Source organism: Bacteroidota bacterium, assembly GCA_034723125.1.
Classification (GTDB): Bacteria; Bacteroidota; Bacteroidia; order CAILMK01; family JAAYUY01; genus JAYEOP01.
Genome location: JAYEOP010000391.1, coordinates 7,318 through 31,351 on the forward strand (window position 1 = coordinate 7,318; position 24,034 = coordinate 31,351).

At 30.0% G+C, this 24,034-nt stretch carries 24 protein-coding genes; 11 read left to right on the forward strand and 13 right to left on the reverse strand.

Translation table 11 applies throughout. The features are described 5' to 3' along the window. Positions 1 to 810 (forward strand): tRNA-dihydrouridine synthase (locus U9R42_10455; GenBank protein MEA3496444.1); only part of this gene is annotated, 810 nt, incomplete at its 5' end. Here U9R42_10455 and U9R42_10460 read toward each other — a convergent pair. The 4 genes from U9R42_10460 to U9R42_10475 all read right to left on the reverse strand — a co-directional run bounded on the left by U9R42_10460 (position 781) and on the right by U9R42_10475 (position 5,495). After that, positions 781 to 1,929 carry a DNA cytosine methyltransferase gene (locus tag U9R42_10460; GenBank protein ID MEA3496445.1) on the reverse strand — a complete coding sequence of 383 codons (1,149 nt, stop codon included), beginning with the start codon at positions 1,927 to 1,929 and terminating at the stop codon, positions 781 to 783. The genes U9R42_10455 and U9R42_10460 overlap by 30 nt on opposite strands. A gap of 31 nt (positions 1,930 to 1,960) precedes the next feature. Then, positions 1,961 to 3,310: a deoxyguanosinetriphosphate triphosphohydrolase gene (locus tag U9R42_10465; GenBank protein ID MEA3496446.1), complete on the reverse strand. Its 1,350-nt coding sequence runs from the start codon at positions 3,308 to 3,310 to the stop codon at positions 1,961 to 1,963. A 90-nt stretch (positions 3,311 to 3,400) separates the two neighbouring features. Then, positions 3,401 to 4,258 (reverse strand): DMT family transporter, encoded by an 858-nt coding sequence (locus tag U9R42_10470; GenBank protein ID MEA3496447.1) that lies wholly within the window; start codon positions 4,256 to 4,258, stop codon positions 3,401 to 3,403. A gap of 172 nt (positions 4,259 to 4,430) precedes the next feature. Beyond that, positions 4,431 to 5,495 (reverse strand): hypothetical protein, encoded by a 1,065-nt coding sequence (locus U9R42_10475; GenBank protein ID MEA3496448.1) that lies wholly within the window; start codon positions 5,493 to 5,495, stop codon positions 4,431 to 4,433. A gap of 159 nt (positions 5,496 to 5,654) precedes the next feature. Between U9R42_10475 and polA the strand changes: the two genes are divergently transcribed. Next, positions 5,655 to 8,384 (forward strand): DNA polymerase I, encoded by a 2,730-nt coding sequence (gene polA / locus U9R42_10480; GenBank protein ID MEA3496449.1) that lies wholly within the window; start codon positions 5,655 to 5,657, stop codon positions 8,382 to 8,384. Positions 8,385 to 8,431: 47 nt separating this feature from the next. Here the strand turns inward: polA and U9R42_10485 are convergent, their stop codons facing one another. Then, entirely contained in the window at positions 8,432 to 9,208 is a 777-nt protein-coding gene (locus tag U9R42_10485) for an outer membrane beta-barrel protein (protein ID MEA3496450.1), read from the reverse strand. Between the two features lie 179 nt (positions 9,209 to 9,387). Here U9R42_10485 and U9R42_10490 point away from each other — a divergent pair, with 179 nt between their 5' ends. Next, a complete protein-coding gene (locus tag U9R42_10490) occupies positions 9,388 to 9,567 on the forward strand; it encodes a hypothetical protein (GenBank protein MEA3496451.1) in 180 nt (59 codons plus the stop codon). On the opposite strand, the gene U9R42_10495 is transcribed toward U9R42_10490, so the two are convergent. The 3 genes from U9R42_10495 to U9R42_10505 all read right to left on the reverse strand — a co-directional run bounded on the left by U9R42_10495 (position 9,564) and on the right by U9R42_10505 (position 11,652). Further along, positions 9,564 to 10,265 carry an aspartate/glutamate racemase family protein gene (locus tag U9R42_10495; GenBank protein MEA3496452.1) on the reverse strand — a complete coding sequence of 234 codons (702 nt, stop codon included), beginning with the start codon at positions 10,263 to 10,265 and terminating at the stop codon, positions 9,564 to 9,566. The genes U9R42_10490 and U9R42_10495 overlap by 4 nt on opposite strands. Positions 10,266 to 10,267: 2 nt before the next feature. Beyond that, on the reverse strand, positions 10,268 to 10,744 hold the full coding sequence (locus tag U9R42_10500) for a gliding motility lipoprotein GldH (protein ID MEA3496453.1): 477 nt from the start codon (positions 10,742 to 10,744) through the stop codon (positions 10,268 to 10,270). A gap of 326 nt (positions 10,745 to 11,070) precedes the next feature. Beyond that, positions 11,071 to 11,652 carry an exosortase/archaeosortase family protein gene (locus tag U9R42_10505; GenBank protein MEA3496454.1) on the reverse strand — a complete coding sequence of 194 codons (582 nt, stop codon included), beginning with the start codon at positions 11,650 to 11,652 and terminating at the stop codon, positions 11,071 to 11,073. Positions 11,653 to 11,780: 128 nt separating this feature from the next. On the opposite strand from U9R42_10505, the gene U9R42_10510 reads away from it, so the two are divergent. The 6 genes from U9R42_10510 (at position 11,781) to U9R42_10535 (ending at position 16,720) form a co-directional block, all read left to right on the forward strand. Continuing rightward, complete coding sequence (locus U9R42_10510) at positions 11,781 to 12,911, forward strand: tetratricopeptide repeat protein (GenBank protein MEA3496455.1); 1,131 nt, start codon at positions 11,781 to 11,783, stop codon at positions 12,909 to 12,911. A gap of 47 nt (positions 12,912 to 12,958) precedes the next feature. Beyond that, entirely contained in the window at positions 12,959 to 14,881 is a 1,923-nt protein-coding gene (gene thrS, locus U9R42_10515) for a threonine--tRNA ligase (GenBank protein ID MEA3496456.1), read from the forward strand. Positions 14,882 to 14,941: 60 nt separating this feature from the next. Further along, positions 14,942 to 15,457, forward strand: a complete 516-nt coding sequence (gene infC, locus U9R42_10520; protein ID MEA3496457.1) for a translation initiation factor IF-3 — start codon at positions 14,942 to 14,944, stop codon at positions 15,455 to 15,457. A gap of 4 nt (positions 15,458 to 15,461) precedes the next feature. Continuing rightward, the gene (gene rpmI, locus U9R42_10525; GenBank protein MEA3496458.1) at positions 15,462 to 15,656 is read left to right on the forward strand and encodes a 50S ribosomal protein L35; all 195 of its coding nucleotides are present in this window, start codon (positions 15,462 to 15,464) and stop codon (positions 15,654 to 15,656) included. A gap of 28 nt (positions 15,657 to 15,684) precedes the next feature. Next, positions 15,685 to 16,032 (forward strand): 50S ribosomal protein L20, encoded by a 348-nt coding sequence (gene rplT / locus U9R42_10530; protein ID MEA3496459.1) that lies wholly within the window; start codon positions 15,685 to 15,687, stop codon positions 16,030 to 16,032. An 88-nt stretch (positions 16,033 to 16,120) separates the two neighbouring features. Next, the gene (locus U9R42_10535) at positions 16,121 to 16,720 is read left to right on the forward strand and encodes an NUDIX hydrolase (GenBank protein MEA3496460.1); all 600 of its coding nucleotides are present in this window, start codon (positions 16,121 to 16,123) and stop codon (positions 16,718 to 16,720) included. A 120-nt stretch (positions 16,721 to 16,840) separates the two neighbouring features. Here U9R42_10535 and U9R42_10540 read toward each other — a convergent pair whose 3' ends face one another. Further along, the gene (locus U9R42_10540) at positions 16,841 to 17,176 is read right to left on the reverse strand and encodes a YbaB/EbfC family nucleoid-associated protein (GenBank protein MEA3496461.1); all 336 of its coding nucleotides are present in this window, start codon (positions 17,174 to 17,176) and stop codon (positions 16,841 to 16,843) included. A gap of 70 nt (positions 17,177 to 17,246) precedes the next feature. On the opposite strand from U9R42_10540, the gene thpR reads away from it, so the two are divergent. Then, entirely contained in the window at positions 17,247 to 17,819 is a 573-nt protein-coding gene (gene thpR / locus U9R42_10545; GenBank protein ID MEA3496462.1) for an RNA 2',3'-cyclic phosphodiesterase, read from the forward strand. On the opposite strand, the gene purD is transcribed toward thpR, so the two are convergent. Beyond that, positions 17,816 to 19,129 (reverse strand): phosphoribosylamine--glycine ligase, encoded by a 1,314-nt coding sequence (gene purD, locus U9R42_10550; GenBank protein ID MEA3496463.1) that lies wholly within the window; start codon positions 19,127 to 19,129, stop codon positions 17,816 to 17,818. The genes thpR and purD overlap by 4 nt on opposite strands. Positions 19,130 to 19,291: 162 nt before the next feature. On the opposite strand from purD, the gene U9R42_10555 reads away from it, so the two are divergent. After that, on the forward strand, positions 19,292 to 20,941 hold the full coding sequence (locus U9R42_10555; protein ID MEA3496464.1) for a nucleotide sugar dehydrogenase: 1,650 nt from the start codon (positions 19,292 to 19,294) through the stop codon (positions 20,939 to 20,941). 317 nt (positions 20,942 to 21,258) lie between these two features. On the opposite strand, the gene U9R42_10560 is transcribed toward U9R42_10555, so the two are convergent. Genes U9R42_10560 through U9R42_10570 form a run of 3 tightly spaced genes read right to left on the reverse strand, consistent with a single transcriptional unit; the run spans position 21,259 to position 23,951 of the window. Continuing rightward, the gene (locus U9R42_10560; protein ID MEA3496465.1) at positions 21,259 to 21,744 is read right to left on the reverse strand and encodes a hypothetical protein; all 486 of its coding nucleotides are present in this window, start codon (positions 21,742 to 21,744) and stop codon (positions 21,259 to 21,261) included. A 24-nt stretch (positions 21,745 to 21,768) separates the two neighbouring features. Further along, positions 21,769 to 23,025: a replication-associated recombination protein A gene (locus tag U9R42_10565; protein MEA3496466.1), complete on the reverse strand. Its 1,257-nt coding sequence runs from the start codon at positions 23,023 to 23,025 to the stop codon at positions 21,769 to 21,771. Positions 23,026 to 23,054: 29 nt separating this feature from the next. After that, complete coding sequence (locus tag U9R42_10570; GenBank protein MEA3496467.1) at positions 23,055 to 23,951, reverse strand: hypothetical protein; 897 nt, start codon at positions 23,949 to 23,951, stop codon at positions 23,055 to 23,057. Positions 23,952 to 24,034: the final 83 nt, after the last annotated feature.

Sequence of the window (24,034 nt, forward strand, 5' to 3'; positions counted from 1 at the left end):
AATGTAAAGCTGGATATTTTTGATGCGGAAAGACCTGTTTCCATACAGGTATTCGGACACAAAGAAGAAAGTTTAGTAGAAGCGATTAAAATAATTGAAGAAAAAAATCCCGATATCATAGACCTGAATTTTGGATGTCCTGTAAAAAAAGTTATAAAACACGGAGCAGGAGCAGCAGCACTCAAAGAGCCTGAAAAAATGCTGAGACTTACAAGGGCAGTAGTAAAAGCAACATCTTTACCCGTAACTGTTAAAACACGACTGGGCTGGGACCAAAACTCAATTATTATTCCTGAGCTAAGTGAAAAATTACAGGATACAGGAATAAAAGCACTTGCCGTTCATGCACGAACAGCAAAGCAAATGTATAGTGGTAGTGCAGATTGGAGTTGGTTTAATAAAATAAAAGAAAATCCAAGGTTTAAAATACCTTTAATTGGGAATGGTGATGTTCTAACTCCTGAAGATGCAATGAAAATGAAAACGAATTTTGAAGTTGATGGAATAATGATTGGCAGAGCAACTATGGGCAATCCTTGGATATTTAAAGAGATAAAACATTTTTTTAAAACAGGAGAAAAATTATCGTCTCCATCAATTTCCGAAAAAGTAGATATTTGCAAAAAGCACCTCCTTGATTCCGTAAAATGGAAAGGCGAAAAACTTGCTATTCTCGAAATGAGAAAACATTACAGCCATTATTTTAAAGGCATTAAAGACATCAAAAATTACAGAATAAAACTTACTACAAACAACAGTTTAAATGAAATTTTGGAGTTATTAGAAATTATTAGTGTGAAGTATTCTTGATTTTGTGGAATGCGTGAAATTTTGTACTAAGGACTTGTCAAAAAATAAACTAATCATCTTCACTCGTTCTTGAACCCTTGTTTTGCGGTTTCCGAACCTAATTTCTGTTCTTTCTTCATTCGTTTCTATTGTATTGATAATCTCTTTTATTAAATATTGTAAAACATTCACAGACACACTATTCCCAAATTGTTTATGTGCTTCGGGTATGCTTTTATGAAAAATAAAACTCTCAGGATAACCTTGTAATCTAGCACATTCTCTCGGTGACAATTTCCTTAACTTGTTATCAATTTTATAAATACCTGTTTTTGAACCAACACCGCCACCATAAGCCGATAATGTTATCGAATGTCCTAATGGATGATAAATTCGTTCCCCTTGCCCTCCTTTATTAACTTTCCCTATTTGGATTGGCTTATTAAGTAAATCTATTTCCCCAAAAATATTTTTCGTTGGATTATATTTTTTATAAAATTCAACATCTGTTCTTTCTATAATTTTACCATCTTTTGGACTACTCTCTAAAATATCAGATAAAGCAGAAATTAGTTTTAATGATGGATATGTAAAAGATGTATTGTTAAATTCTGAATTGTTAAATGCAATAATATAAATCCTTTCTCTATTTTGTGGCAAAGCAAAATTACTTGTATTTAAGACTTTATAATGAACTGTATAATTCATTTTATTTAAAGTTTTAATTACAACTTTTAAAGTATTACCATTATCGTGTTTTGCAAAATTCTTTACATTTTCCAGAAATAATACTTTTGGTCTATGATAATTTACAATTCTTGTAATATCAAAAAATAAAGTTCCACGAATATCATCAAATCCTTTTTGCTTTCCAGATATAGAAAAGGCTTGACAAGGAAATCCACCACACAAAATATCGTGTTCTGGAATATCTTTTTCATTAATTTTTGTTATATCTCCAAATGGCTTTAAATTGTGATTTATTTCGTAAATATCCGATACTTTATTATCAATTTCAGATGCAAAAACACATTCTGCACCAAAGGATTTCAAAGCATAATGAAAGCCTCCTATTCCAGCAAATAAGTCAATGAATTTATAATTCTTTAATTTCTTTTCTATTTCTTTTACTTCAATCATTTAATATTTTATTGAAAACAAAAATACAATTTTAATACTCAGGCAAGCTAATGCCATTTATTTTTTTGTAAAGATTAATTGCATATTTATCTGTCATTCCCGAAACAAACATTACAATATTTAATATTTTTTGATAATCTTCATAATTTGTTTTATCAGTGCTAAGATACTGTTTCGGAATAAGTTCTTTTAAAAGTTTGTTCTTTTTATTTTGTGGGTCAAAAACAGCATTTAAAAAGGCATCTAACAAACCGGGAATAACTGTAAATCCTGCTGATTCAATTTCTACAACCACTCTGCTTTTGTATAATTTTTTTACAGAAATATCTTTTATCTCTTTTAATATTTCAAACTGTTTAACACAATCTAACAATGCTGTATCAAAATCTCCTTTTAAAAGTTTATTTTCATTCTCAATAAAAATTTGAGTAACCTCTTTTACAAGCTCACTAATAACTTTTGCTCTCAAATAATTTATTTTTTTCGACTTGTCAAATATTTGATTATATCTTTTTATTTCTTTTCCCCAGTTGTTTTTTAATATTTCTTTAAACAAAGATTCAATTGTGTTAAAATCAATATTTCCAACATGATAGCCATCTTCAAAATCAATAATATGATAGCAAATATCATCGGCTGCTTCTACCAGAAATGTTAAAGGATGGCGGTGCCATCTTTCTGTATCTCCTTTAGCTTTTAATCCTGTTTCCAGTGCAATTTTTTTAAATATTTCCTTTTCACTTTGAAAAATACTGAATTTTTTTTCACTGGCAATTCCTGTTTTTTTTAAATCGGGCAAGCTAAATTTCGGATACTTTGTAAATGTTGCATAGGTTGTGTAGGTAAGTCCCAGCCCACCTGCTATTGATGTTTGTGCTGCCAATGAATTTGCAATCAATCTGAACCCTGCAGCGTTGCCTTCAAAATTTTGTAGATCAGCACTTTCAAACTCATTTAAATTTTTCAAAAATTGTGTATTCTTTTTAAAATACTCGGAAATTGCATCTTCTCCTGCATGACCAAAAGGTGGATTCCCGATATCATGAGCCAAAGCGGCAGCACTTACAACCGAACCAATTTCGGAGGCTGTAATATTATGCTCTTTTTCAATTTCTTTATTGTTTTTTATTATTTCAGTTCCTACAATTGTTCCTAAAGTACGAGCAACCGAAGATGTTTCAAGGCTGTGTGTTAGTCTGTTTCTTACATAATCGGAACCAGGCAAAGGCATAACTTGAGTTTTGTTTTGCAAACGTCTGAATTCTGATGAAAAAACTATGCGGTCAAAATCTTTTTGAAATTCAGTTCTTGTTGAAGCAAATTTATCAATTTTGTTTTCTTTGCCAAGTCTTTTGTGTGATAATAATTTATTCCAATCCATATTTTGCTTTTGATTGTTTTGTTAGAAAATTCGTTAATTCTTTTCAAAAAAATGATGCATCAAATTTATTGATTTTTACTTTGAATTTAATCATTTTCTCTTTTTTAATGAAGCCCAAATTGTTGCTAAAATTATTAATGCACCGCCAATAAAAACTTTTTGATCAGGAATTTCATTCAATAAAATAATTGCAAACACAACACCATAAACAGGTTCGAGTGAAGCAATTATACTTGCTAATTGTGCTTTAACCATCTTCATTCCTTTAATAAAAAGAGTGTGAGCAACAGCCGTAAAAACAACTCCAAGTAACATTAACATAAAAATATTTCCTGCTGTAATTTCAAATTCTATAAAAAATAGAAAGGGAACTAAAACAATTGCAGCAACAGTATCTTCATAAAAAGCAATTGTAAGACTTGAATATTTGTTAATAAATGATTTATTCAAAACAGAAAGAACAGCAAAGGATACTCCTGACAAAACACCCCAGATAACAGCAATGGTAACATTATTATTTAATTTAAATTCAGGAATAATTAACAACACACCTGCAAAAGTGATAAAGGCAATAAAAATATCAAAAAGTTTAATTCTTTGCTTGAAAAATATTGGTTCAATAAAAGCAACAAATACGGGAAAAGTTGAAAATGTCAATAACCCAATTGCTACGGTTGATAATTGAATTGAGTGAAAAAATGCAAACCAATGAAAAGCAAGGATAATTCCCATTGCCGAAAGAATAAAGTAATCCTTTAAGGAGTTTAATTTGAATGAAGTTTTGCTAAAATAAAGTATAACTCCTAAGCTTAAAGAAGCAAAAAGCACTCTTCCCCAAACAATAACAATAGCCGGAAGAGGCAAAAATTTAGCAAACAATCCTGCAAGTCCAAAAAGAAAAACAGCAAAATGAATTTCTACTAAACTTCTGTTTTTTTGATTTATCACAATCGTACTTAATGAATAAAAAATGGGAATTTACGAAAAAAAAATTGGTGCGAATAAAAGATTTCTAAATTTGATAATTGCTTTTTTTGCCGCTAATGAAAGAATAGGGAATTAAATACTTAGTTTTTTTGTCTCGTATGGAAGATTGATAAATTAGTGCATTTTTTAAAAATTATTCCATTAAAAAGTGAATTTCACTAACAGCTTTAATTGCTCTATCGGAAAAGAAATCACTAGAAGGAAACAAACGGAATTTGCCACCATGTTTGCTTTGTGGACGATACATCATTAATGTTTCAGACTGGTCGTTTCTGTTAAATATTTCACTGTAAGTAAAAACAGCCCTGTATCCATCAACTGAAGCAATAATTACAAGTCCCTTTTTTAATGCAGTTTTTGAGAATGGAAAATCTTTAATAAGAATGTCTTTTAAATAAAAACCTGTAAAAGGTAATGTGCTATGAATACCTCTTCCTCTACCGTAAAATATTGTGTTGATAACATGAGAATCCAATTCAATTGGTTTTGAATAAATTGTTTTCAATTTTTCATTTTTGTAAAAAATATCAACTGACGGTGAATAAAGTGTTTTTCTGTGTCTTTTTACTTCAAAGCTTTTTTGATAGGATTTAACAATAATTTTTGTGGGATTGCTAATATTCCTTTCGGTTAACAAATCATTTGCAACAATCAATTTGCTTTCTGTGGGTAATTCCCATAATTCTTTGGTTTTTGAAGGAACAATTCTTCTTACCGAAGTTGCAATTATTATTTTGTGTAAATCAGTAGGATAATAAATTTCTCCCCAGCTTACTCTTACTTTTTCATTTTTATCATTTAATATTTCTACATAAAGATCAACAATCGGACGAAATTCATCTTTATTTTTTTTATCTAGTTTTACATTATTTAAAATATCGTGTAAAGAAAAACCGCTGTACTGAAAAGCTCCGGTAAAGCTATCATTTCCATTTGTCAAAATAGTTTCTTTTACGATAAGGCTATGTTGTTTCAACTTAGTAAAATCAACTTTTACAGTTTTAAGAATTTCACCTGATATTTCTATTTCAGGCATTGTAAATACAGATGTTTTTACATTATCGTAAAAATCATTTGTTGAATCGCTAATGTCAATTTCAATATTATTACTTTGAGCTACTTCCTGCTTGTTATTACAAGAAAACATTATTGACATTGATAAAAACAAAAACAAGACATTAAATATATTATTTTTCATGAATTTTTAAAAATTATAAGTGTTTTGTAAAAATTCAAAGATAGCAATGAGTCAACTTAAACAAGATAAATACAATAAATATTTATTATTTTATTTTCAAATTATCAGTTTTTAATTCTTAAATTTACCAACAATATTTTATACTAAAAAAATTATTTTATGTCCAATAAAAAGAAAAAACTATTTTTGATTGATGCTTTTGCTTTAATTTACAAAGCACATTTTGCTTTTATTCGTAACCCCAGAATGAACTCAAAAGGTAATAATACTTCTGCGATTTTTGGATTTGTAAATTCCTTGATTGAAATTCTTGAAAAAGAAAAGCCTACACACATTGCAGTTGCATTTGATTCCTACGAAGTAACTGAGCGTCAAGTAATTTACACGGAATACAAAGCAAACAGAGACAAACAACCTGAGGATATTACTGCTTCTATTCCTATTATTAAATCAATAATTGAAGCGTTCAAAATTCCAATTCTTGAAGTACCGGGATACGAGGCAGACGATATTGTCGCTACAATTACCAAAAAAGTTCCTGCAGAGGATTTTGATATTTTTATGTACACCCCCGACAAAGATTTTGCTCAGCTTGTTACCGATAATGTTTTTTTGTACAAACCTGCCAGAAAGAAAAAACCATCTGAAATTTGGGATGTCGAAAAAGTGAAAAAAGAATTTGGAATAAAAAGAGTTAATCAAGTAGTGGAAATACAGGGGTTAACAGGCGATGCTGTTGATAATATTCCCGGCATTCCGGGTATTGGTCCTGTAGCTGCAAAAAAATTAATTGCAGAATTTGATAACATTGAAAACCTTCTTAAAAACACCGATAAACTTAAGGGAAAACAAAAAGAATATGTTGAAAATAATGGAGACAAAGCTATTCTATCAAAACAACTTGCAAGCTTACTTACAGATGCACCTGTTGATTTTGATGAAAATAATTGTAAAATAAAAGAATGGGATAAAGATACTTTAGAAACTTTGTTTGCCGAACTTGAGTTTAAAAACCTCGGAAAAAGAATTCTTGGTAAAGAGCCTCAAAAGAAAGAAAGTATAAAAATTACAGAGGATTTATTTGCTGTTCAATATACGGAGGAAAAAGAAAAATTAAAAACAGAAAAGGATTTTGATAAAAAATATATAAACATTGAAAATGATGATGAACTTGAGGAGTTGATAAAAAAGATTATCGAAAGTAAAAAATTTAGTTTTAATATTGAATTCAGTAATTCGCTTATAAAATATACACGCATTCGCAATATTTCATTTTCATTAAAAGCAAACGAGGCATATTATTATAAATTTTCAAGAGATGAGGATTTAGTAAAAAAAAGTTTGAACAAACTCAAGCCTATTTTTGAAAATCATGAGATAGAAAAAATTTCTTTTGATTTAAAATTTACAATTCGTGTTTTTCAAAAATATGGAATTGATATTAAAGGTAAATTATATGACAACACAATAGCCCATTACATTATTGATTCGGGAGCAAAGCATGAATATGAAATTTTAAGTGAGCAATATTTAAATTATAAACCAATAATCTCTGCAAATTTAGATAGCTCCGAACTTCAAAATTACTATTGCGAAAAAGCAGATATTTATCTTCAATTATTTGAAAAACTAAAAAACGAAATTTCTGAAAGCAATAATACAGAATTATTCTTCAACATTGAAAGTCCTTTAATAAAAGTACTTGCCAAAATGGAAAATGAGGGTGTACTGATTGATAAAAAAGCTTTAAATGAATATTCTGTTCTTATTGAAAAAGAACTAAAAGAACTTGAAAAAGGAATTCATAAAATTGCAGGAATTGGTTTTAACATAAACTCTCCGCAACAAGTAGGTGAAATTCTTTTTACCGTAATGAAACTTGACCCAAAAGCAAAAAAGACAAAAAAATCAAAACAATACTCAACAAGCGAGGATGTTTTACAAAATCTGGCAAAAAAACATAAAATTGCAGAATTGCTTTTAAACTATCGTCAACTCAAGAAATTAAAATCAACTTATGTTGATGCCTTACCTGAAATTATTGATAAAGATACAAAAAGAATACACACTACTTTTGATCAAAGCGTAACTACAACAGGACGACTTAGTTCTAAAAATCCTAATTTACAAAACATCCCGATTCGCTCAGAAAGAGGAAGGCATATTAGAAAAGCATTTATTCCAAAAGATGAGAATCATGTTCTTTTTTCTGCTGATTATTCTCAAATTGAATTAAGGGTAGTAGCTCATACAAGTAAAGACAAAGAACTTTTAAATGCCTTTCAAAATAATATTGACGTTCACACAGCTACAGCAGCAAATGTTTTTGAGGTTGAACAAAAAGATGTAACTCCTGAAATGAGAAGAAAAGCAAAAGAAGTTAATTTTGGAATTCTCTATGGAATTTCTGCTTGGGGACTTGCACAAAGACTTGACATTCCAAGAAAAGAAGGGTCGGAAATAATTAATCAGTATTTTGAAAAATATCCGGGAGTAAAAAAATATATTGAGCTATGCATTGAAAAAGCAAGAGAAAAGGAATATGCAGAAACAATTTTTTACAGAAGAAGATATTTAAAAGATATAAATTCTCGTTCTGCAGCACAAAGATCTTTTGACGAAAGAAATGCGATAAACGCTCCAATTCAAGGAAGTGCAGCCGATATTATTAAATTGGCAATGGTAAATATTGATAAAGTTTTTCAGGATGAAAATTTAAAATCAAAAATGATTTTACAAGTTCATGATGAACTTATTTTTGATGTTTATAAACCCGAATTGGAAAAAGTAAAAGAAATTGTTAAAGATAAAATGGAAAATGTAGTGAAACTTGATGTTCCATTAATTATAGACAGTGGTGAGGGAGGAAATTGGCTGGAAGCACATTAAAAAAAAAGAGAAGCTAAAATAGCTTCTCTTTTTTTATTTTTATATTTCTAATTTATATAAAATACCAATCCAAAATTTAATCCAAAGGATGAATATTGGCTACTTCCTCTTAATTCTTTTGTTGGCATATTTGTGTCTTGATTATCTGTTACTTTTAATTCGTCAACATATTCTGTTTTAATAGTTTGGGTATTAAGGTTCGGTAACATATCCGTTCCACCTGCATCATACTTAGTAATTTCTGAAGAATTCCCTTTAATAGAAAGTCCTACATATTGCAATTCAGCAAAAAACCCTAAACTTTCCGATAAAGAATATTGATAACCCACAGCACTAATAAAACCAACAGAAAAAGAGCCGACAGTTTCTCCAATAATATTAGTTTCTGTTCCGCCCACTGTTTTAGTTGTTTCCACTGTAGTTTTGCCCATTACAGGTACAATCACACCAAATTTAGCATAGACAGATTCTGATGCTACTTTAAATTGTGGCATTAAACGAAGCATTTTTGATGATGCCTCACTAAGTTGAGTAAAGCCTGTTACATCAACATCGGCTACAGTTAATTTTGAACCTGATAAATAATTCATTCCTAATTCAAAACCAAGATAATCATTAAACATGAAGCCCGCATTTAGTGATGCATTGGCACCTTGCCCAAAGCTACCATAAATGTTTGTTTCGGTTCCAATATTATCTGTTTTACTACCGATAACATCAGTATTTGCTGCTGCTCCGTAACCCAGACCAACGCCTCCATAAAATTGTGCAGATGAACTTAATGCAATCATCATTGCAAGTGTAAAAATTAATTTTGTTTTCATAAATATTATTTTTTTGGTTAGGCAAATATAATATTTATTTAATAAATGAGGTTTTTGAAATCGTTTTTTAACAATATTTTTTTTAAGGGGGGTTCTATAAATACATTCGCATTAAGATTTTCAGAGTTTTTTATAGACAATGAAAAATTTTGAAGCAAATCGAGATAATGTAAAAATTTTTGAAGAAGTATATAAAAAACTCTGAAAACCCTTTGGGAACAAAGATAACAAACAATCTGACTGCGTTAAAATTTTTCTCAATAGCTACGGCTATTCAGAAAAATTTGTGCCTTGCATCTTATTCATTATCTTTGTTTCTTAAAAGAAATGTATTTATAGAACCCCCCAAAAGCTTTTAACTTTTCACGTCAACTGAAAAATTAACAGCTTCTTTTGCATGAATTTGCATTGTGTTAAATATTGGAATTTTACAGTCTTCTTGTTTTATAAGCAATGGTATTTCAGTACATCCAAGTACAATTCCCTCAGCAGCATTTGATACTAATTCGTTAATAATATTCAAAAATCTTTGTTTGGTTGAATCCTTCATAACTCCAAAACATAATTCGTTATAAATAGCATCATGAATATATTGTCTTTGATTTTTTGTAGGAATTACAACATCAATTCCATGTTTTTCTTTAAATCTTTTTTTGTAAAAATCTTCTTCCATTGTAAACTTTGTTCCAAGTAAGCCTACTGTTTTTGCTTTTCTACTCTTTATTTCCTCGGCTGTTGTATCGGCAATGTGTAAAAGTGGAATTGAAATTTTTTCCTGAATATCTTGTGCAACCTTATGCATTGTATTGGTACAAATCAAAATTATTTCAGCTCCGGCATTTTCAAGTCTTATGGCAATATCAGCAAGGGTATTCCCAAGTTCAGTCCAGTTTCCTAAGTGTTGTAAGTTTTGAATTTCTTCAAAGTCAACTGAATACATTATTATTTTTGCTGAATGTAATTTGCCTAATTTTTCCCCTGTAAGCTCATTAATCAAACGATAATATTCCAAAGTTGATTCCCAACTCATTCCGCCTATTAATCCTATTGTTTTCATAATTAGTTATTTTTTACTTCCTTTTTAATTTTAATTCCTACCGCCATAATTGCAACTGTTTTTGCTTCAGGCATTGCGTTTTTAATTTGAAATTTATATTTACCTTTTTCAGGAAAATTAAAATCATAAAACACAGGGATAGAAATATCCCAAATATCTCCTGCTCCTTTACCTTTAAATTCATGCTCTTTATCCCGAATAGGCAAGGTAATATCTTGCGAAAAAGTATCGGCAGAAGGTGTTAGAATTATTAATTCTACTAACAAGTTATCATACATAAAATGTGTAGCATGGCGTATTTCAAAAGAAATTAAATGAGTTGAAATTGTATCATTTACATCAAAATCAAATTCAATTATCTTTTGTTTATTCCAAATATAATCCTCAATTTTTTGACTTTTATCAAAAACAACATTTTTGTTACATCCCGAAAATAGTATCATTGATGTTAAAATGGATAATGCAAATATTTTTTTCATTTTATTAAAAATTTAAGGTTCTATGTCAAATACTGTGGATAATCAAATTTGCCACAGACTTCGTCTGTCGAAGACATGCAAAAAGAAAAGACTACGTCTGTCAAAGACAGATTACAAAATTACTCTTTTTAAAATTAGTGCTTATAAGAAAACTCATTATTTGCCTACCTGTACTACCCCTTAAATTTCCTAAAGGGAAAAAACCAACTCACTGGGTGTTATGGCATCCTCTTTAGGGGTCATATCTTAATTAAAATATTGCATATAAATTAATTTTAATCTGTGGCTTTAATTTTATTTCACCCACACAAATCAATATAGAAACACTAATTTTTAGCTTCCTTTTTTACTGCTAACCTTTCAACCCACAAAACCCAAAGCAAAAAGATTATGACATAAAATAATGGTCGAGCAACCCAGTCATGTAAAAAATAAAACCATTCAAATTTGTAAATTACAACAGCATATAAAGCAACAATTCTAAAAACGTTTGTAAAATAAATCACTACAAATCCAACAGGAATATACCAGAGTTTCTTTTTCCATGGTCCTGGATAAAGCATAAGCAAACCACCAATTTGATAATATTGCTTCAAACCAGAACAACCCATGGTTACCCCTAAAAGAGAATATTTAGTATGAACAAGATAATCGCCCATTATTACGGTTTCTATTCCTATAACATTACTAACCCAAGCACTTACGTTTCTAAGATTATCTGTTAATATTTGAAATACAGGATTAAGAACATGATGTCCCAATATTTTATAATCAAAAACCCGCCCCCACAATCTCCATAAAAGATGCATACTAAGAATAATTGCCATAAAAATAATTATTTCTTTAAAAGCCTCAAGCTTAAATTTGATAATTAATTTATTGTAATATATTGAAATTCTCTCAAACACTTTTTTAAAACTTTTTTTGGAATAGAAAAAAAGAAGGGGCAAAAATAGTTAAAGAAAGTTTAAAGTAGGTTCTAATAATTCATTTCTTTATTTACCAAGTCTAATATTATTTTAAAGGTGTTCATGATATGCTTCGCAATTCAAGAAACAAATTTAACGAACAAGATGGTTTTTCTGATTTCAAAGACTTTCGTATTTTTGCATTTCGTAAGAAAACAAAAATAATGATGAAAAATACAATTTTTATACTTTTTACAATAATAATATCTCTTTTATCTTTAACGAATTGTAAAAATTCTGAAGAAAAAAAAGAAAATGAAACTGCAATTGACAAAAAATTATCTCATAATTATCTGAGTAAAAAAATCAAACAAATTTCAGATGAAATAAAAAAGCATCCTAATAAGGCTATTAATTATTTTAACAGGGCAAAGCTTTACGAAACAGATAATAAATTAATGCTTGCTATCAAGGATATGGAAAAAGCTGTTAGTATTAATAAAGAAAATTTCAAATATTACAACTATCAAGCAAAGCTATATTTTGATGCAACAAACATAAAAGCTGCAATAAAATCATATAAAAAAAGTATCTCTATAAATAGCAAAGATGATTATGCTTTTATCCGATTAGGTGAAATATATTTGTATCAGGCAAAACCACAAGAATGTGTTGAAAACTTAAATTCCGCATTACGCAGAAATAAATATAATCCTGAGACTTATGCTTTAAAATCATCTTATTATTTGCAAATGAAGGATACAGCAAGAGCAATTTCTAACTTAAGAACCTCTATTGATGTTGACCCGGATTATTTTAATTCTTACCTTGACCTTGGTTATCTTTACAGTTTAAAAAACAATGCTGATGGAATTGTTTACTATACAAATGCTTTAAATTTACAACCCTCAAATACCAAAGTATTGTATAATCGTGCTTTGTTGTACCAAAATATTGACAGCTTTAATAAAGCAATCACAGATTATAAAAAAATTTTAGAAATAAATTCTATTCACAAAAGTGCAAACTACAACTTAGGATATATTTTTTTTCTTAAAGAAAAATATGAAATGGGAATAAAATATTTTACGAAATCAATTTCCGCTGCACCACAATATTATGAAGCATATTTCGGCAGAGCCATTTGTTATGATAGCCTCAACAACAAAGAGAAAGCAAGAAAAGATTACCAGAAAATTCTTTCAAACAAGCCTGATGACAAAATAGTTAAGCAAGCATTGAGTAAATTAAACAATTAATTTTAAATTTGCGAGCTTATTTATTTACCCAATACAATGAAATTGAAATGAAATTAACTTTTCCTGACGGCAACATAAAAGAATTTGAAAAAGGTATTTCGGGATATGAAATAGCGAAATCAATACATCCTCGATTAGCCAAAGAAGCTTTAGGAATAAAGATTAACAACAATATTCAGGACTTAAATATGCCTGTTATTGAAGATGGGGAAATAAATATTTTAAAATTTGACGATGAAGATGGGAAAAAGATTTTTTGGCATTCATCAGCTCATCTTATGGCAGAAGCTACTGTTGAATTATTTCCAAACACAAAATTCGGCATAGGTCCGTCAATAGATAATGGTTTTTATTATGACATAGACTCAGGTGAAAAAGAAATAACACCGATTGAGCTAATAAAAATTGAAAATAAAATGCTTGAGCTTGCAAGGCAAAAAGATAATTTTGTAAGAAAAAAAGTAAGTAAAGCCGATGCATTAGAGTATTATAAAAAAAATGGAGATGAGTACAAAACCGAATTAATAAATGAGCTTGAAGACGGAACAATAACTTTTTACGAATTAGGAAGCTTTACCGATTTATGTAAAGGACCTCATTTATCGGATACTTCTTCAATAAAAGCTATTAAACTTTTAACAATTGCAGGTGCTTACTGGAGAGGTGATGATAATAATAAACAATTAACACGTATATACGGTATTACTTTCCCTAAAAAGAAAATGCTTGATGAGTATCTAGAATTACTTGAAGAAGCAAAAAAACGGGATCACCGAAAACTCGGTAAAGAACTTGATATTTTTATGATATCGGAAAAAGTAGGTTCAGGCTTACCAATGTGGTTGCCAAACGGAGTTATTATTCGTGAAAAACTAATAGAATTTTTAACTAAAGAACAAAGAAAAAGAGGTTATCAGCAAGTTATTTCTCCTCACATTGGCAGAAAAGAACTTTATCAAACATCAGGACATTATGAAAAATACGGAGAGGATTCTTTCCGACCAATTACAACTCCAAGCGAAGGCGAAGAATACATGCTTAAACCAATGAATTGTCCTCATCATTGTGAAATATATAATAACGATCATCATTCGTATCGTGAATTACCGATAAAACTTTCTGAGTTTGGAACAGTTTACAGATATGAACAATCGGGAGAATTGAACGGACTTGTAAGAGCAAGGAGTTTTACTCAAGATGATGCACATATTTTTTGTCGTCCCGACCAATTAAAAGAAGAATTTCTTGATGTAGTTGATATTATTCAAATTTTATTCAGCAAACTTGGCTTTGAAAAATTTACCGCACAGCTGTCTTTACGTGACCCGGAGGATACGAAAAAATATATTGGAAGCGATGAGGTATGGGAAAAATCAGAAAAAGCAATAATTGAAGCCGTTAAAGAAAAAGGATTAAAAACAACAACTGTTATTGGTGAAGCAGCTTTTTACGGACCAAAACTTGACTTTATGGTTAAAGATGCTTTGGGTAGAGAATGGCAACTCGGCACAGTTCAGGTTGACTACAATTTACCCGAAAGGTTTGATCTTACGTACATTGGAGAAGATAATCAAAAGCACAGACCTGTGATGATTCATAGAGCACCCTTTGGTTCAATGGAAAGATTTATCGGATTATTAATTGAACATACAGGCGGTTTTTTTCCATTATGGTTGGCTCCTAAACAGGTTATAATTTTGCCAATTAGCGATAAATATATTAATTATGCAAAAAAAGTTTGGAATTATTTGAATAATTACGAAATTCGCACCTCAATTAATACTAGCAAAGAGAAGATAGGGAAGAAGATTCGTGATGCTGAAATGAAAAAAACTCCTTATATGCTTATTGTTGGAGAGAAAGAAGAACAAAGCAATCAGGTTTCTATAAGGAAACATAGAAGTGGCGATTTGGGAACAAAAGACCTTGAAAGTTTTGTTAAAGAAATTTTAAAAGAAATTGAAAACTAATTAAAGGAGGCTATTATAGTCATTAAAAGAAGAAAACGATTTGTTCCAAGAGAAAAAAAATTGGAATATCAGTACAGGGTAAACAGTGAAATTCGTGCAGATAGAGTTAGAGTTGTAGGAAAAAATGTAAATGAAGGTATTTACACCAATTACGAAGCTCAAAAGATGGCCGAAAATCAAAGTCTTGATCTCGTAGAAATATTTGGAAAAGGCGATATTCCTGTTTGTAAGGTTATTGATTTTGGGAAATTTATTTACGACCAAAAGAAAAAGATAAAAGAACAAAAGGTAAAAAGTCATAAAACTGTACTAAAAGAAATAAGATTTGGACCCAATACTGATGATCATGATTATAAATTTAAACTTAATCATGCTAAAAAGTTTTTAGATGAAGGTGCTAAGCTTAAGGCTTATGTGCATTTTAAAGGAAGAACAATAGTGTATAAAGAAAGGGGTAAAATATTACTTTTGAAATTTATACAAGACCTTGAAGAATATGGGACAGTTGATCAGATGCCCAAAATGGAAGGTAAAAGAATGATTATATTTATTACACCAATAAAAAGTAAAAAATAGAACGATGCCAAAAATGAAAGTAAAATCCGGAGCAAAAAAAAGATTTAAAATAACCGGATCAGGAAAAATTATAAGACGGAAAGCTTATCATAGTCATTTATTGAGAAAGAAGTCTCATGTTCAAAAGAAAAATCTGACAAAAGATACCGTACTTCATAAAACAAATGAAAATAACATTAAAGATTGTCTATGTCTTTAATTTTTAGAAAAATCTAAAAGATAATAAAATGCCAAGATCAACAAATAAAGTAGCTTCTAAAAAAAGAAGAAAAAAAATAATAAAGCAGGCAAAAGGCTATTACGGAAGAAGAAAGAATGTTTATACAGTAGCTAAAAATGCTGTAGAAAAAGGACTTCAATACGCATATAGAGATAGAAGGACTAAAAAAAGAGTATTTCGTTCTTTGTGGATTCAAAGAATAAATGCTGCTGTTCGTCCTCATGATTTATCTTATTCAAAATTTATTCATCTTTTGGATGAAAATAATATTGATATTAACAGAAAAACTCTTGCAGATTTAGCAATGAACGAGCCCGAAGCTTTTGATGCAATAGTTAAAAAGGTTAAGAAATAGTTATTCTTATAACAATTAGCTTGTTATAAATTCCCCATTTTATTTAAAATCAAAATTGTACATTTGTGCAATTTTGATTTATTATTTTATGCCTAAAGTTAAACTTATATCCTCAAAAACTCTTTTTAAAAAATTCGTTGGTGTTGACGAACTTCATTTTGAATTAATTGAACAAAAAACAAATATTAGAAGATTTGTAGTAACTCGCCCTGATGCTTCTGCAATATTAATTTTTAATAAAAGCTCAAATAAAATTGTTCTTATCAGGCAATTTCGTGCAGCTGTTTTTACTAAAAATAATGACGGCTTTGTTTGGGAAGTTCCTGCGGGTGTAATTGAAAATAATGAATCTGCCGAACAAACAATTATCCGTGAAACACTGGAAGAAACGGGTTATAAAATTTCTTTACCAAAACATCTTAGCACTTTTTTCCCTTCTTGCGGTTTGTTAAACGAAAAGATTCATCTCTTTTATGCTGAAGTTGAAAACAAAGATAAAATCCAAAAAGGTGGAGGTCTTGATAGTGAAAATGAATACCTTGAAGTTGTTGAATTCCCCGTTGAAAAAGTATTTGAAATGCTTGAAAAAGGTGAATTTATTGACGGAAAAACTCTGCTTTCAATTTTTTATTTTAAAAATTATCTAAATAGTGCCTCTAAGAAAACTATCAAATTTTATGATTTCTAAGATTTTTGATGAGATTTTTATTTTTTGAGACGAGGCGATGCCTTAGCATCAGTGAGTTGAGAAAGATAAAAATATCGCAAAAAGATAGGAATCTAATTTTGCAGAGTTTTCTTAGAGACACTAAATAGGTAAACTATCAATATCGAGTCCGGGAATATCGGGCAAACTTCCTTTCAGACTTTCCTTTGTTTCTTTTTTCCCTTCTTTATCGCATTTAGCAATTGTTTCGTTTAATGCTTTTACGAGTTTTTCTTCGAGGTCTTCCTTAGCAGCAGGAACAAGCATATTTTCGTTTATCTCAATTTTTTTTATTTCTTTTGTTGCTGTGGCATATACTTTTATAAGTCCGTCTTCTGTTTCGTGGATGATTTTTATAAATTGAAGCCTTTCTTTTACTTCCTTCATTTTGTCTTTTATTTCCCCAAGTTTTCCTATCAGTTTAAAAGCATTTAACATAATTGTAGTATTTTTTATTTTCTACAAAAATACAACTTCTGTTATCATTTATTCTAATTTTGCAGTTGTTATGACAAAAACAAAAAGACTTTTTCTTGCACTTCCCGTAAATAAAGATATCAAAAATCAATGCAATTCTTTCGTTGAGAAACAAAATTTATCAAACGTAAAATGGGTAAAAGAAGCTAATTGGCACATAACACTTATTTTTATTGGTGAGTTTCAGGAAGACAAAATTCCTTTGCTGACAAAACATTTGGCTACATTTTTTCAAAACATCTCTCCTTTTAAAATTGGCTTTAACAACTTTTTTTATATTCCAAATCAAAATTCGCCACGAATGATCTGGGGTGAATTTTATCATAGTAAAGAGTTTGATATTTTTGTTTATGAAACGTTTATAAGATTGAAAACCTTTTATAAAAAACAAGATATTCCTTTTGATATAAAAATTAGAAAAAGGAATAAAGCCCACATTACTCTTAGTCGCCTGAGAGAAAAAAATGTAAAATACCCTACACTTATTACTCAAGATAGTTTTAGAATCAATCAAAATATTGAAAGTTGCCAACTTTATGAATCGAAATTAATGCACAATGGAGCCGAATATTTTTTGCTACATGAGTTTCGGCTTGGTTCTTAAAATTTCATTAAATCTTTCCCAATATCCCTTCTATAATTTTTCTTTTCAAATGAAATGTTTTCAGCATTTTTTAAGGATAGCTGTACTGCTTCCGATAATGTTTTTGCAAGTGAAGTAATTCCCAAAACACGTCCTCCGCTACTAAGTATTTTATCCCCTTCTGCTTTTGCTCCGGCATGAAAAACTATGCTGTCTTTAACTTTTTCAAATCCTGTGATGACTTTTTCTTTTTCATAACTTCCCGGATATCCGCCAGACACTAGCATAAGTGTAGCAGAATAATCTTCTACAAATTGAATTTTCTTTGGTTTCAATTCTCCTTTTGCGGCATCTTTTAATAAAGGTAAAATATTTTCATCAATCCTTGGAAGTATCACTTCTGCTTCCGGGTCGCCTAATCTTACATTGTATTCAATTACATAAGGATTTCCGCTTACGTTCATCAATCCGAAATACACAAATCCTTTGTAATCAATTTTATCCTTTTTTAAACCGGCTATTGTCGGTTCAATAATTTTTGTTTTAACCGTGGTCAAAAACTCCTCAGTAGCAAATGGAACAGGAGATATTGCACCCATTCCACCTGTATTAGGACCTGTATCTCCTTCACCGATTCTTTTGTAATCTTTTGCTTCAGGTAAAATAACATAATTGTTTCCATCAGTAAGTACAAAAATAGAAACTTCAATTCCATCAAGGAATTCCTCAATTACTACCTTTTCTCCTGCCTCTCCAAATCTGTCATCAAGAAACAACTCTTCTAAAGCTTTTAAAGCTTGCTCTTTGCTTTCTGCTACTGTAACGCCCTTGCCTGCTGCAAGTCCATCGGCTTTTACAACAACAGGTATTTTATGTCTCTCCAAATATTTTTTTGCTTTTTCGTATTCCTTTTTTGTAAAACTTTGATATGCCGCAGTAGGAATATTATGTTTTATCATAAATTTTTTCGCATATTCCTTACTTCCTTCAAGTAATGAACCTTCTTTTGATGGTGAAAGAATTAAAACATCTTTCAACTTTTTGTTTGCTTTAAAAAAATCATAAATTCCCTTAACAATTGGAGCCTCAGGACCTACAATTACCAATTCAATTTTACTTTGCAAAACAAACTTTTCAATTGCAGAAAAATCTTCAGGATTTAGCTCTACATTTTCTCCCAAAGAAGCTGTCCCTGAATTTCCCGGTGCTATAAAAATTTTATTTTGATTGCTGTCTTTTGCTATTGCCCAACAAATTGCATGCTCTCTTCCACCTCCACCTAATACTAAAATATTCATTCCAATTGGTTTTTTATTAAAAATAAATTTCATACAAATTTCGTTTTTATTATTGAAATTCCCTGAATTTTCTGATAAAAATATGCTAACTTAGTTTTTAAAATATTCTTTTCTGTTTATTAATAATTTTTCATTTCTTTTGTAGTTCAAAAAAATCAAACAATTATCGTATAATCTTTTATTAAAAATATAAATATGACAAAAAATAAAATTAAATATTCAGTAAGTCCTGACGGAGAAAAATTTGAAATACCTCAAAAAGAAGAATATAAAAGCGAATTTGAACGTGTAGAAAAATTAGCTAAAAAAGCACGTAAGGAAGGAAAAGAAATTGTTGCTGTAATGGGTCTTGGATTCGTAGGTGTTGTAATGGCTGCAATTGTTGCTGATACAGAAGACAAAAACAACAAATCAAGTAAATTTGTAATTGGAATTCAAAGACCAAGTGCAAGAAGTTTTTGGAAAATTCCTATTTTAAATCAAGGAGTATCACCTGTAAAAGCCGATGACCCCGAAGTAGATGAATTAATACAACGAACAGTTAATGAAAGAAAAACATTTGTATCAACATATAATAGTGATTGTATAAAACTTGCCGATTCCGTAGTGGTTGATGTTCAATGTGATTTTATAAAAAATGACCTTGGTAACATGAAAACAGGTGAGGCGGAAATAACAGCACTTGAGGCAACCATAAAAACCATTGGTTCAAAAATGAAACCTGAGTGTATGGTTTTAATTGAAACAACAGTTGCACCGGGAACAACGGAACTTATTGCATGGCCAATATTGAAGAAAGAATTTAAAAAACGAAATATCAAATCCGTTCCAATTCTTGCTCATAGCTTTGAAAGAGTAATGCCCGGCAAAGAATATGTTTCAAGTATTCGTGATTTTTGGCGTGTTTGTTCAGGTTGTAACTTAGAAGCAAAAAAACGTGTAGAAATATTTTTACATGAAGTATTAAATACAAAAGACTTTCCGCTAACAGTGATGGACAGACCTATTGAGTCGGAAACTACAAAAATTGTTGAGAACTCATATCGTGCAACAATTTTAGCTTTTCTTAACGAATGGAGTTTGTTTGCAGAAAGAAACGGTGTTGATTTAACAAAAGTTATTAAAGCCATACAAGTGCGACCTACTCATAGCAACATAATGTTCCCCGGACCTGGTATCGGTGGTTATTGTTTGCCTAAAGACGGTGGACTCGGTTATTGGGCTTACAAAAATATTTTAGCATTTGATGACGGTGATAAATTATTTAAAATAACACCTACGGCTATTGACATCAATGACACAAGAGCATTGCATGTTGCTGAATTAACAAGAGATGCTTTACGAAATCTTGACAAGTATATTTCAGGAAGCGAAGTATTGGTTTGTGGTGCAAGCTACAGGCAAGATGTTGGCGATACAAGATACAGTGGAAGCGAAATTCTAACAAGAAGAATTCGTGAAATGGGTGCTGATATTAAAGTACACGATCCTTATGTTGACATTTGGTATGAGCTTGAAGAACAAGATACTTATTATCCTCCCGAGCATTCATGGAAAAGATTTTTTAGAAATCAAGAACCTTTAAAAGACATTCATGTTCAAAAAGATATTAAAGAAGCAATTCATGGAGTTGAAGCATTAATTCTTGCAGTACCTCACGAAGAATATTTAAATTTAAATCCTGAGGATATTGTGAAATGGGCTGGTAATTCAATTGCAATAATTGATTGTTTCGGTATTCTTACCGATGAAAAAATAAAACGTTATTTTGAACTTGGTTGTGAAGTTAAAGCTCTTGGCCGTGGACATATTCAGCATATTAAAAAAGAAGTAATAAGGGGGTAATTTTATATCCCTAAAGTATTAAAAAATACAATGTCTTTTAAAACTGCATATTATTGAGGTTGTGCTATTTAGGTGTAATTGCAAATTATACATCGTGATGGAGCAAAACAAGAAAAGGGAATTGAAAAGAACGGAAAAAAAAGAATATCAACACTTATACTAAACCGCCATCAAGATACTGAAAATAAAACATTTCTTTTCGCCCTGTTTTTATTCAAAAAATTATTCCGTAGCTATGGCTATGCAAGAATTTTGTGAAGAAAAACAAAACAAAAATAATTTATTTTCTTAATCAGCATCTTAATAGCGGTTTAGTATTATAACTTATCTTTTAATCTGTTTTTATCAATTCTAGCTTTTTTGTATTGCCAAACTTTTGCTTCACTTTTGAGCCTTATACCATCAACGTCAAGGATTGTACGAATTGTATAATTTGTTCCTGTGTATATTTTTATCGGTTGAAATATTACTTTGAATTTTTCCTTTTTCCCTGCTTTTACAAATATGAATTTTTGTTTTCTATACTTGCCTTTGCTATAAACATATATTTTGGATTTCATCAAAGGTTCTGCATATCTTTTCCCTACAGAAAAAGCTCCTACCAATTTGAATTTTATATCTTTATCTGTATTGTTCTTTATAAAATATTCTACCTCTTTAATTGTTCTTCCTTTGGTGTAAGTTACTTTTTTTGAGATACCGTTAAAAGATATTTGGGAAGTATCAATTTTGTTTTTTTGTGAAAATGCGTTGAACTGAATTAAAAGTGCTGTAACAATTATTAATGTAATTATTTTTCTCATAACTTATAATTTCAAATTTTATAATCAATAATCATACTTATTTTTCCAAAAGTTTTTTAGCCTTTTTCTTATTTCTTCTTCGCGTTTATTTTGTCCGGGGTCATAGAGTTTAGTTCCTTTTATTTTGTCAGGTAAAAATTCAATGTCAACAAAATTTCCTTTGTGTGAATGAGCATATTTATATCCCTTGGAATAACCCATTTCTTTCATCAATTTTGTTGGAGCATTACGCAAATGCAAAGGAACAGCAAGGTCTCCACTTTTTTTTACTGTAGCTATTGCTTCGTTTATTGCCATATAGGAAGCATTGCTTTTGGGCGAAGTAGCAAGATAAATTGCCGTTTGAGAAAGTATTATTCTTGCTTCAGGCATTCCTATTACATCAATTGATTGAAAACAACTATTTGCAAGCAAAAGAGCATTGGGATTAGCATTTCCAATATCTTCCGAGGCAAGTATTATCATCCTTCTTGCAATAAATTTAGGGTCTTCTCCACCTTCAAGCATGCGTGCAAGATAATACACACTTGCATTGGGGTCGCTTCCTCTCATTGATTTTATAAAAGCCGAAACAATATCATAGTGTTGCTCAGCTTTTTTGTCATAATCCGAAATTTTTGATTGTATAGTTTTCGTTACCAAATCATTAGTAAAAACAATTTTATCGTTATTTGATTGACTTACAACAATTTCAATAATATTTAAAAACTTCCGAGCATCACCCCCCGAAATCCTCAGCATTGCTTCCCATTCTTTTATCTCAATATTTTTTTCTTTTAAAAATTCATCTTTTGAAATAACATTTTTGGCAAGTTTTTTAAGGTCTTCGCTTTCAAGTTCTTTGAGAGTAAAAACCTGACAACGTGAAAGCAAAGCAGAATTTACCTCAAAAGAAGGATTTTCGGTTGTAGCACCAATAAAAATAATATGTCCTTTTTCAATTGCTCCAAGCAAAGCGTCTTGCTGTCCTTTATTAAAACGATGGATTTCATCAAGAAACAAAATAACACTGCTTGTTCTTCTTCCTAAGTCAATAATTTCTCTCACTTGCTTAACACCAACCTGAATAGCACTCATTGAAAAAAATTGAATATTCAGTTTTTCAGAAATAATCGAAGCGAGTGTTGTTTTACCTACTCCGGGAGGTCCCCAAAACACCATTGAAGGAATGTTCTTTTTCTCAATTGCCTGACGCAAAATAGCACCTTCTCCTACGAGATGTTTCTGACCGATAAAATCATCAAGACTTTTGGGACGCATCCTATCTGCTAATGGTTTCATTTATAATTTTTTACTTTTCTATTATTTTTTTATTCTAAAATTTTCTTATAAAAATCCGTTTTCTTAATGTAGTCTTTTACTTCTTCAGGATTTTTATTTTTTTGAAAAAGATATTCGGGGGCAACTTTAACTTTTACATCTAAAAGCTTAATAAAATAAACTCTTCCTCCATGTTTATACTTATCCAAATTCTGAAAATAAACTTCATCAATTGCCTTATCAACGATTGTTTTCAACTCATCTTTATCATATTTCTGCTTAAGCAATCTTAGGGTTTTTTCAACTAATTCGGAATAATGAAGAATAGGTAATGCCGCAGGTTCAAGCACTAAAGGAAGTAAAACCTTTAGTGCCGAATCGCTTTTGTTGATTTTTAAATAATATTTTGAATACAGAAGTGATAAGCGTATGTCTTCTTGAAGATCTCCAGTACCACAGCCATACCAATATCTGTAATATTTATCTGCATTTACAATGTTCTCAAATGCAGAATTCCAGTTTTCTCTTTCTAAAGATATTTCAGCTAAATATATAAATGCTTCATGTTGTATTGACAGCATTCTGTCTGACTTTAAAAAACTTGCACATTCAGTTTGCAAATAATTACATTTTGAAAAATCAAATAAAGTTTCATCATCAGGATAATCTTTGATTTTTATTAATTCATTAAAAAAACGTTCAGCTTTCTTATATTTCCCAACTTTTAAGTAGGAAATACCAATTGATAATTTTGCTTCTTCATTCAATTGATGCTCAGGAAATTTTGAAACAAAACGTTTTAAAATTCGTGCTGATTTTTTAAATTTTCCTTTACAATGTGCCTTTGATGATTCTTTTAGGTATTTACAAGCCTGAGATTCACTACTTTGTGCAAATACATTTGACACAAAGAACATAAAAATTATTACTTTTAAAATTTGTTTCATTTCTTTTTTTTCTTATATGTACATTCAACTATCAAAAGGTAAGCAAAAATCTTTAATTTATTTTTACAAAATCAACTATTGCC

What these genes read in the sequence shown, in the direction of transcription:
- U9R42_10560 (MEA3496465.1), bottom strand. Translation starts at nt 21,744, where the DNA reads ATGAGAAAAATAATTACATTAATAATTGTTACAGCACTTTTAATTCAG.
- purD (MEA3496463.1), bottom strand. Translation starts at nt 19,129, where the DNA reads ATGAAATTTATTTTTAATAAAAAACCAATTGGAATGAATATTTTAGTA.
- U9R42_10565 (MEA3496466.1), bottom strand. Translation starts at nt 23,025, where the DNA reads ATGAAACCATTAGCAGATAGGATGCGTCCCAAAAGTCTTGATGATTTT.
- thrS (MEA3496456.1), top strand. Translation starts at nt 12,959, where the DNA reads ATGAAATTAACTTTTCCTGACGGCAACATAAAAGAATTTGAAAAAGGT.
- U9R42_10460 (MEA3496445.1), bottom strand. Translation starts at nt 1,929, where the DNA reads ATGATTGAAGTAAAAGAAATAGAAAAGAAATTAAAGAATTATAAATTC.
- U9R42_10535 (MEA3496460.1), top strand. Translation starts at nt 16,121, where the DNA reads ATGCCTAAAGTTAAACTTATATCCTCAAAAACTCTTTTTAAAAAATTC.
- U9R42_10500 (MEA3496453.1), bottom strand. Translation starts at nt 10,744, where the DNA reads ATGAAAAAAATATTTGCATTATCCATTTTAACATCAATGATACTATTT.
- U9R42_10570 (MEA3496467.1), bottom strand. Translation starts at nt 23,951, where the DNA reads ATGAAACAAATTTTAAAAGTAATAATTTTTATGTTCTTTGTGTCAAAT.
- U9R42_10510 (MEA3496455.1), top strand. Translation starts at nt 11,781, where the DNA reads ATGCTTCGCAATTCAAGAAACAAATTTAACGAACAAGATGGTTTTTCT.
- rplT (MEA3496459.1), top strand. Translation starts at nt 15,685, where the DNA reads ATGCCAAGATCAACAAATAAAGTAGCTTCTAAAAAAAGAAGAAAAAAA.
- U9R42_10485 (MEA3496450.1), bottom strand. Translation starts at nt 9,208, where the DNA reads ATGAAAACAAAATTAATTTTTACACTTGCAATGATGATTGCATTAAGT.
- polA (MEA3496449.1), top strand. Translation starts at nt 5,655, where the DNA reads ATGTCCAATAAAAAGAAAAAACTATTTTTGATTGATGCTTTTGCTTTA.
- thpR (MEA3496462.1), top strand. Translation starts at nt 17,247, where the DNA reads ATGACAAAAACAAAAAGACTTTTTCTTGCACTTCCCGTAAATAAAGAT.
- rpmI (MEA3496458.1), top strand. Translation starts at nt 15,462, where the DNA reads ATGCCAAAAATGAAAGTAAAATCCGGAGCAAAAAAAAGATTTAAAATA.
- U9R42_10555 (MEA3496464.1), top strand. Translation starts at nt 19,292, where the DNA reads ATGACAAAAAATAAAATTAAATATTCAGTAAGTCCTGACGGAGAAAAA.
- U9R42_10465 (MEA3496446.1), bottom strand. Translation starts at nt 3,310, where the DNA reads ATGGATTGGAATAAATTATTATCACACAAAAGACTTGGCAAAGAAAAC.
- U9R42_10540 (MEA3496461.1), bottom strand. Translation starts at nt 17,176, where the DNA reads ATGTTAAATGCTTTTAAACTGATAGGAAAACTTGGGGAAATAAAAGAC.
- U9R42_10475 (MEA3496448.1), bottom strand. Translation starts at nt 5,495, where the DNA reads ATGAAAAATAATATATTTAATGTCTTGTTTTTGTTTTTATCAATGTCA.
- U9R42_10495 (MEA3496452.1), bottom strand. Translation starts at nt 10,265, where the DNA reads ATGAAAACAATAGGATTAATAGGCGGAATGAGTTGGGAATCAACTTTG.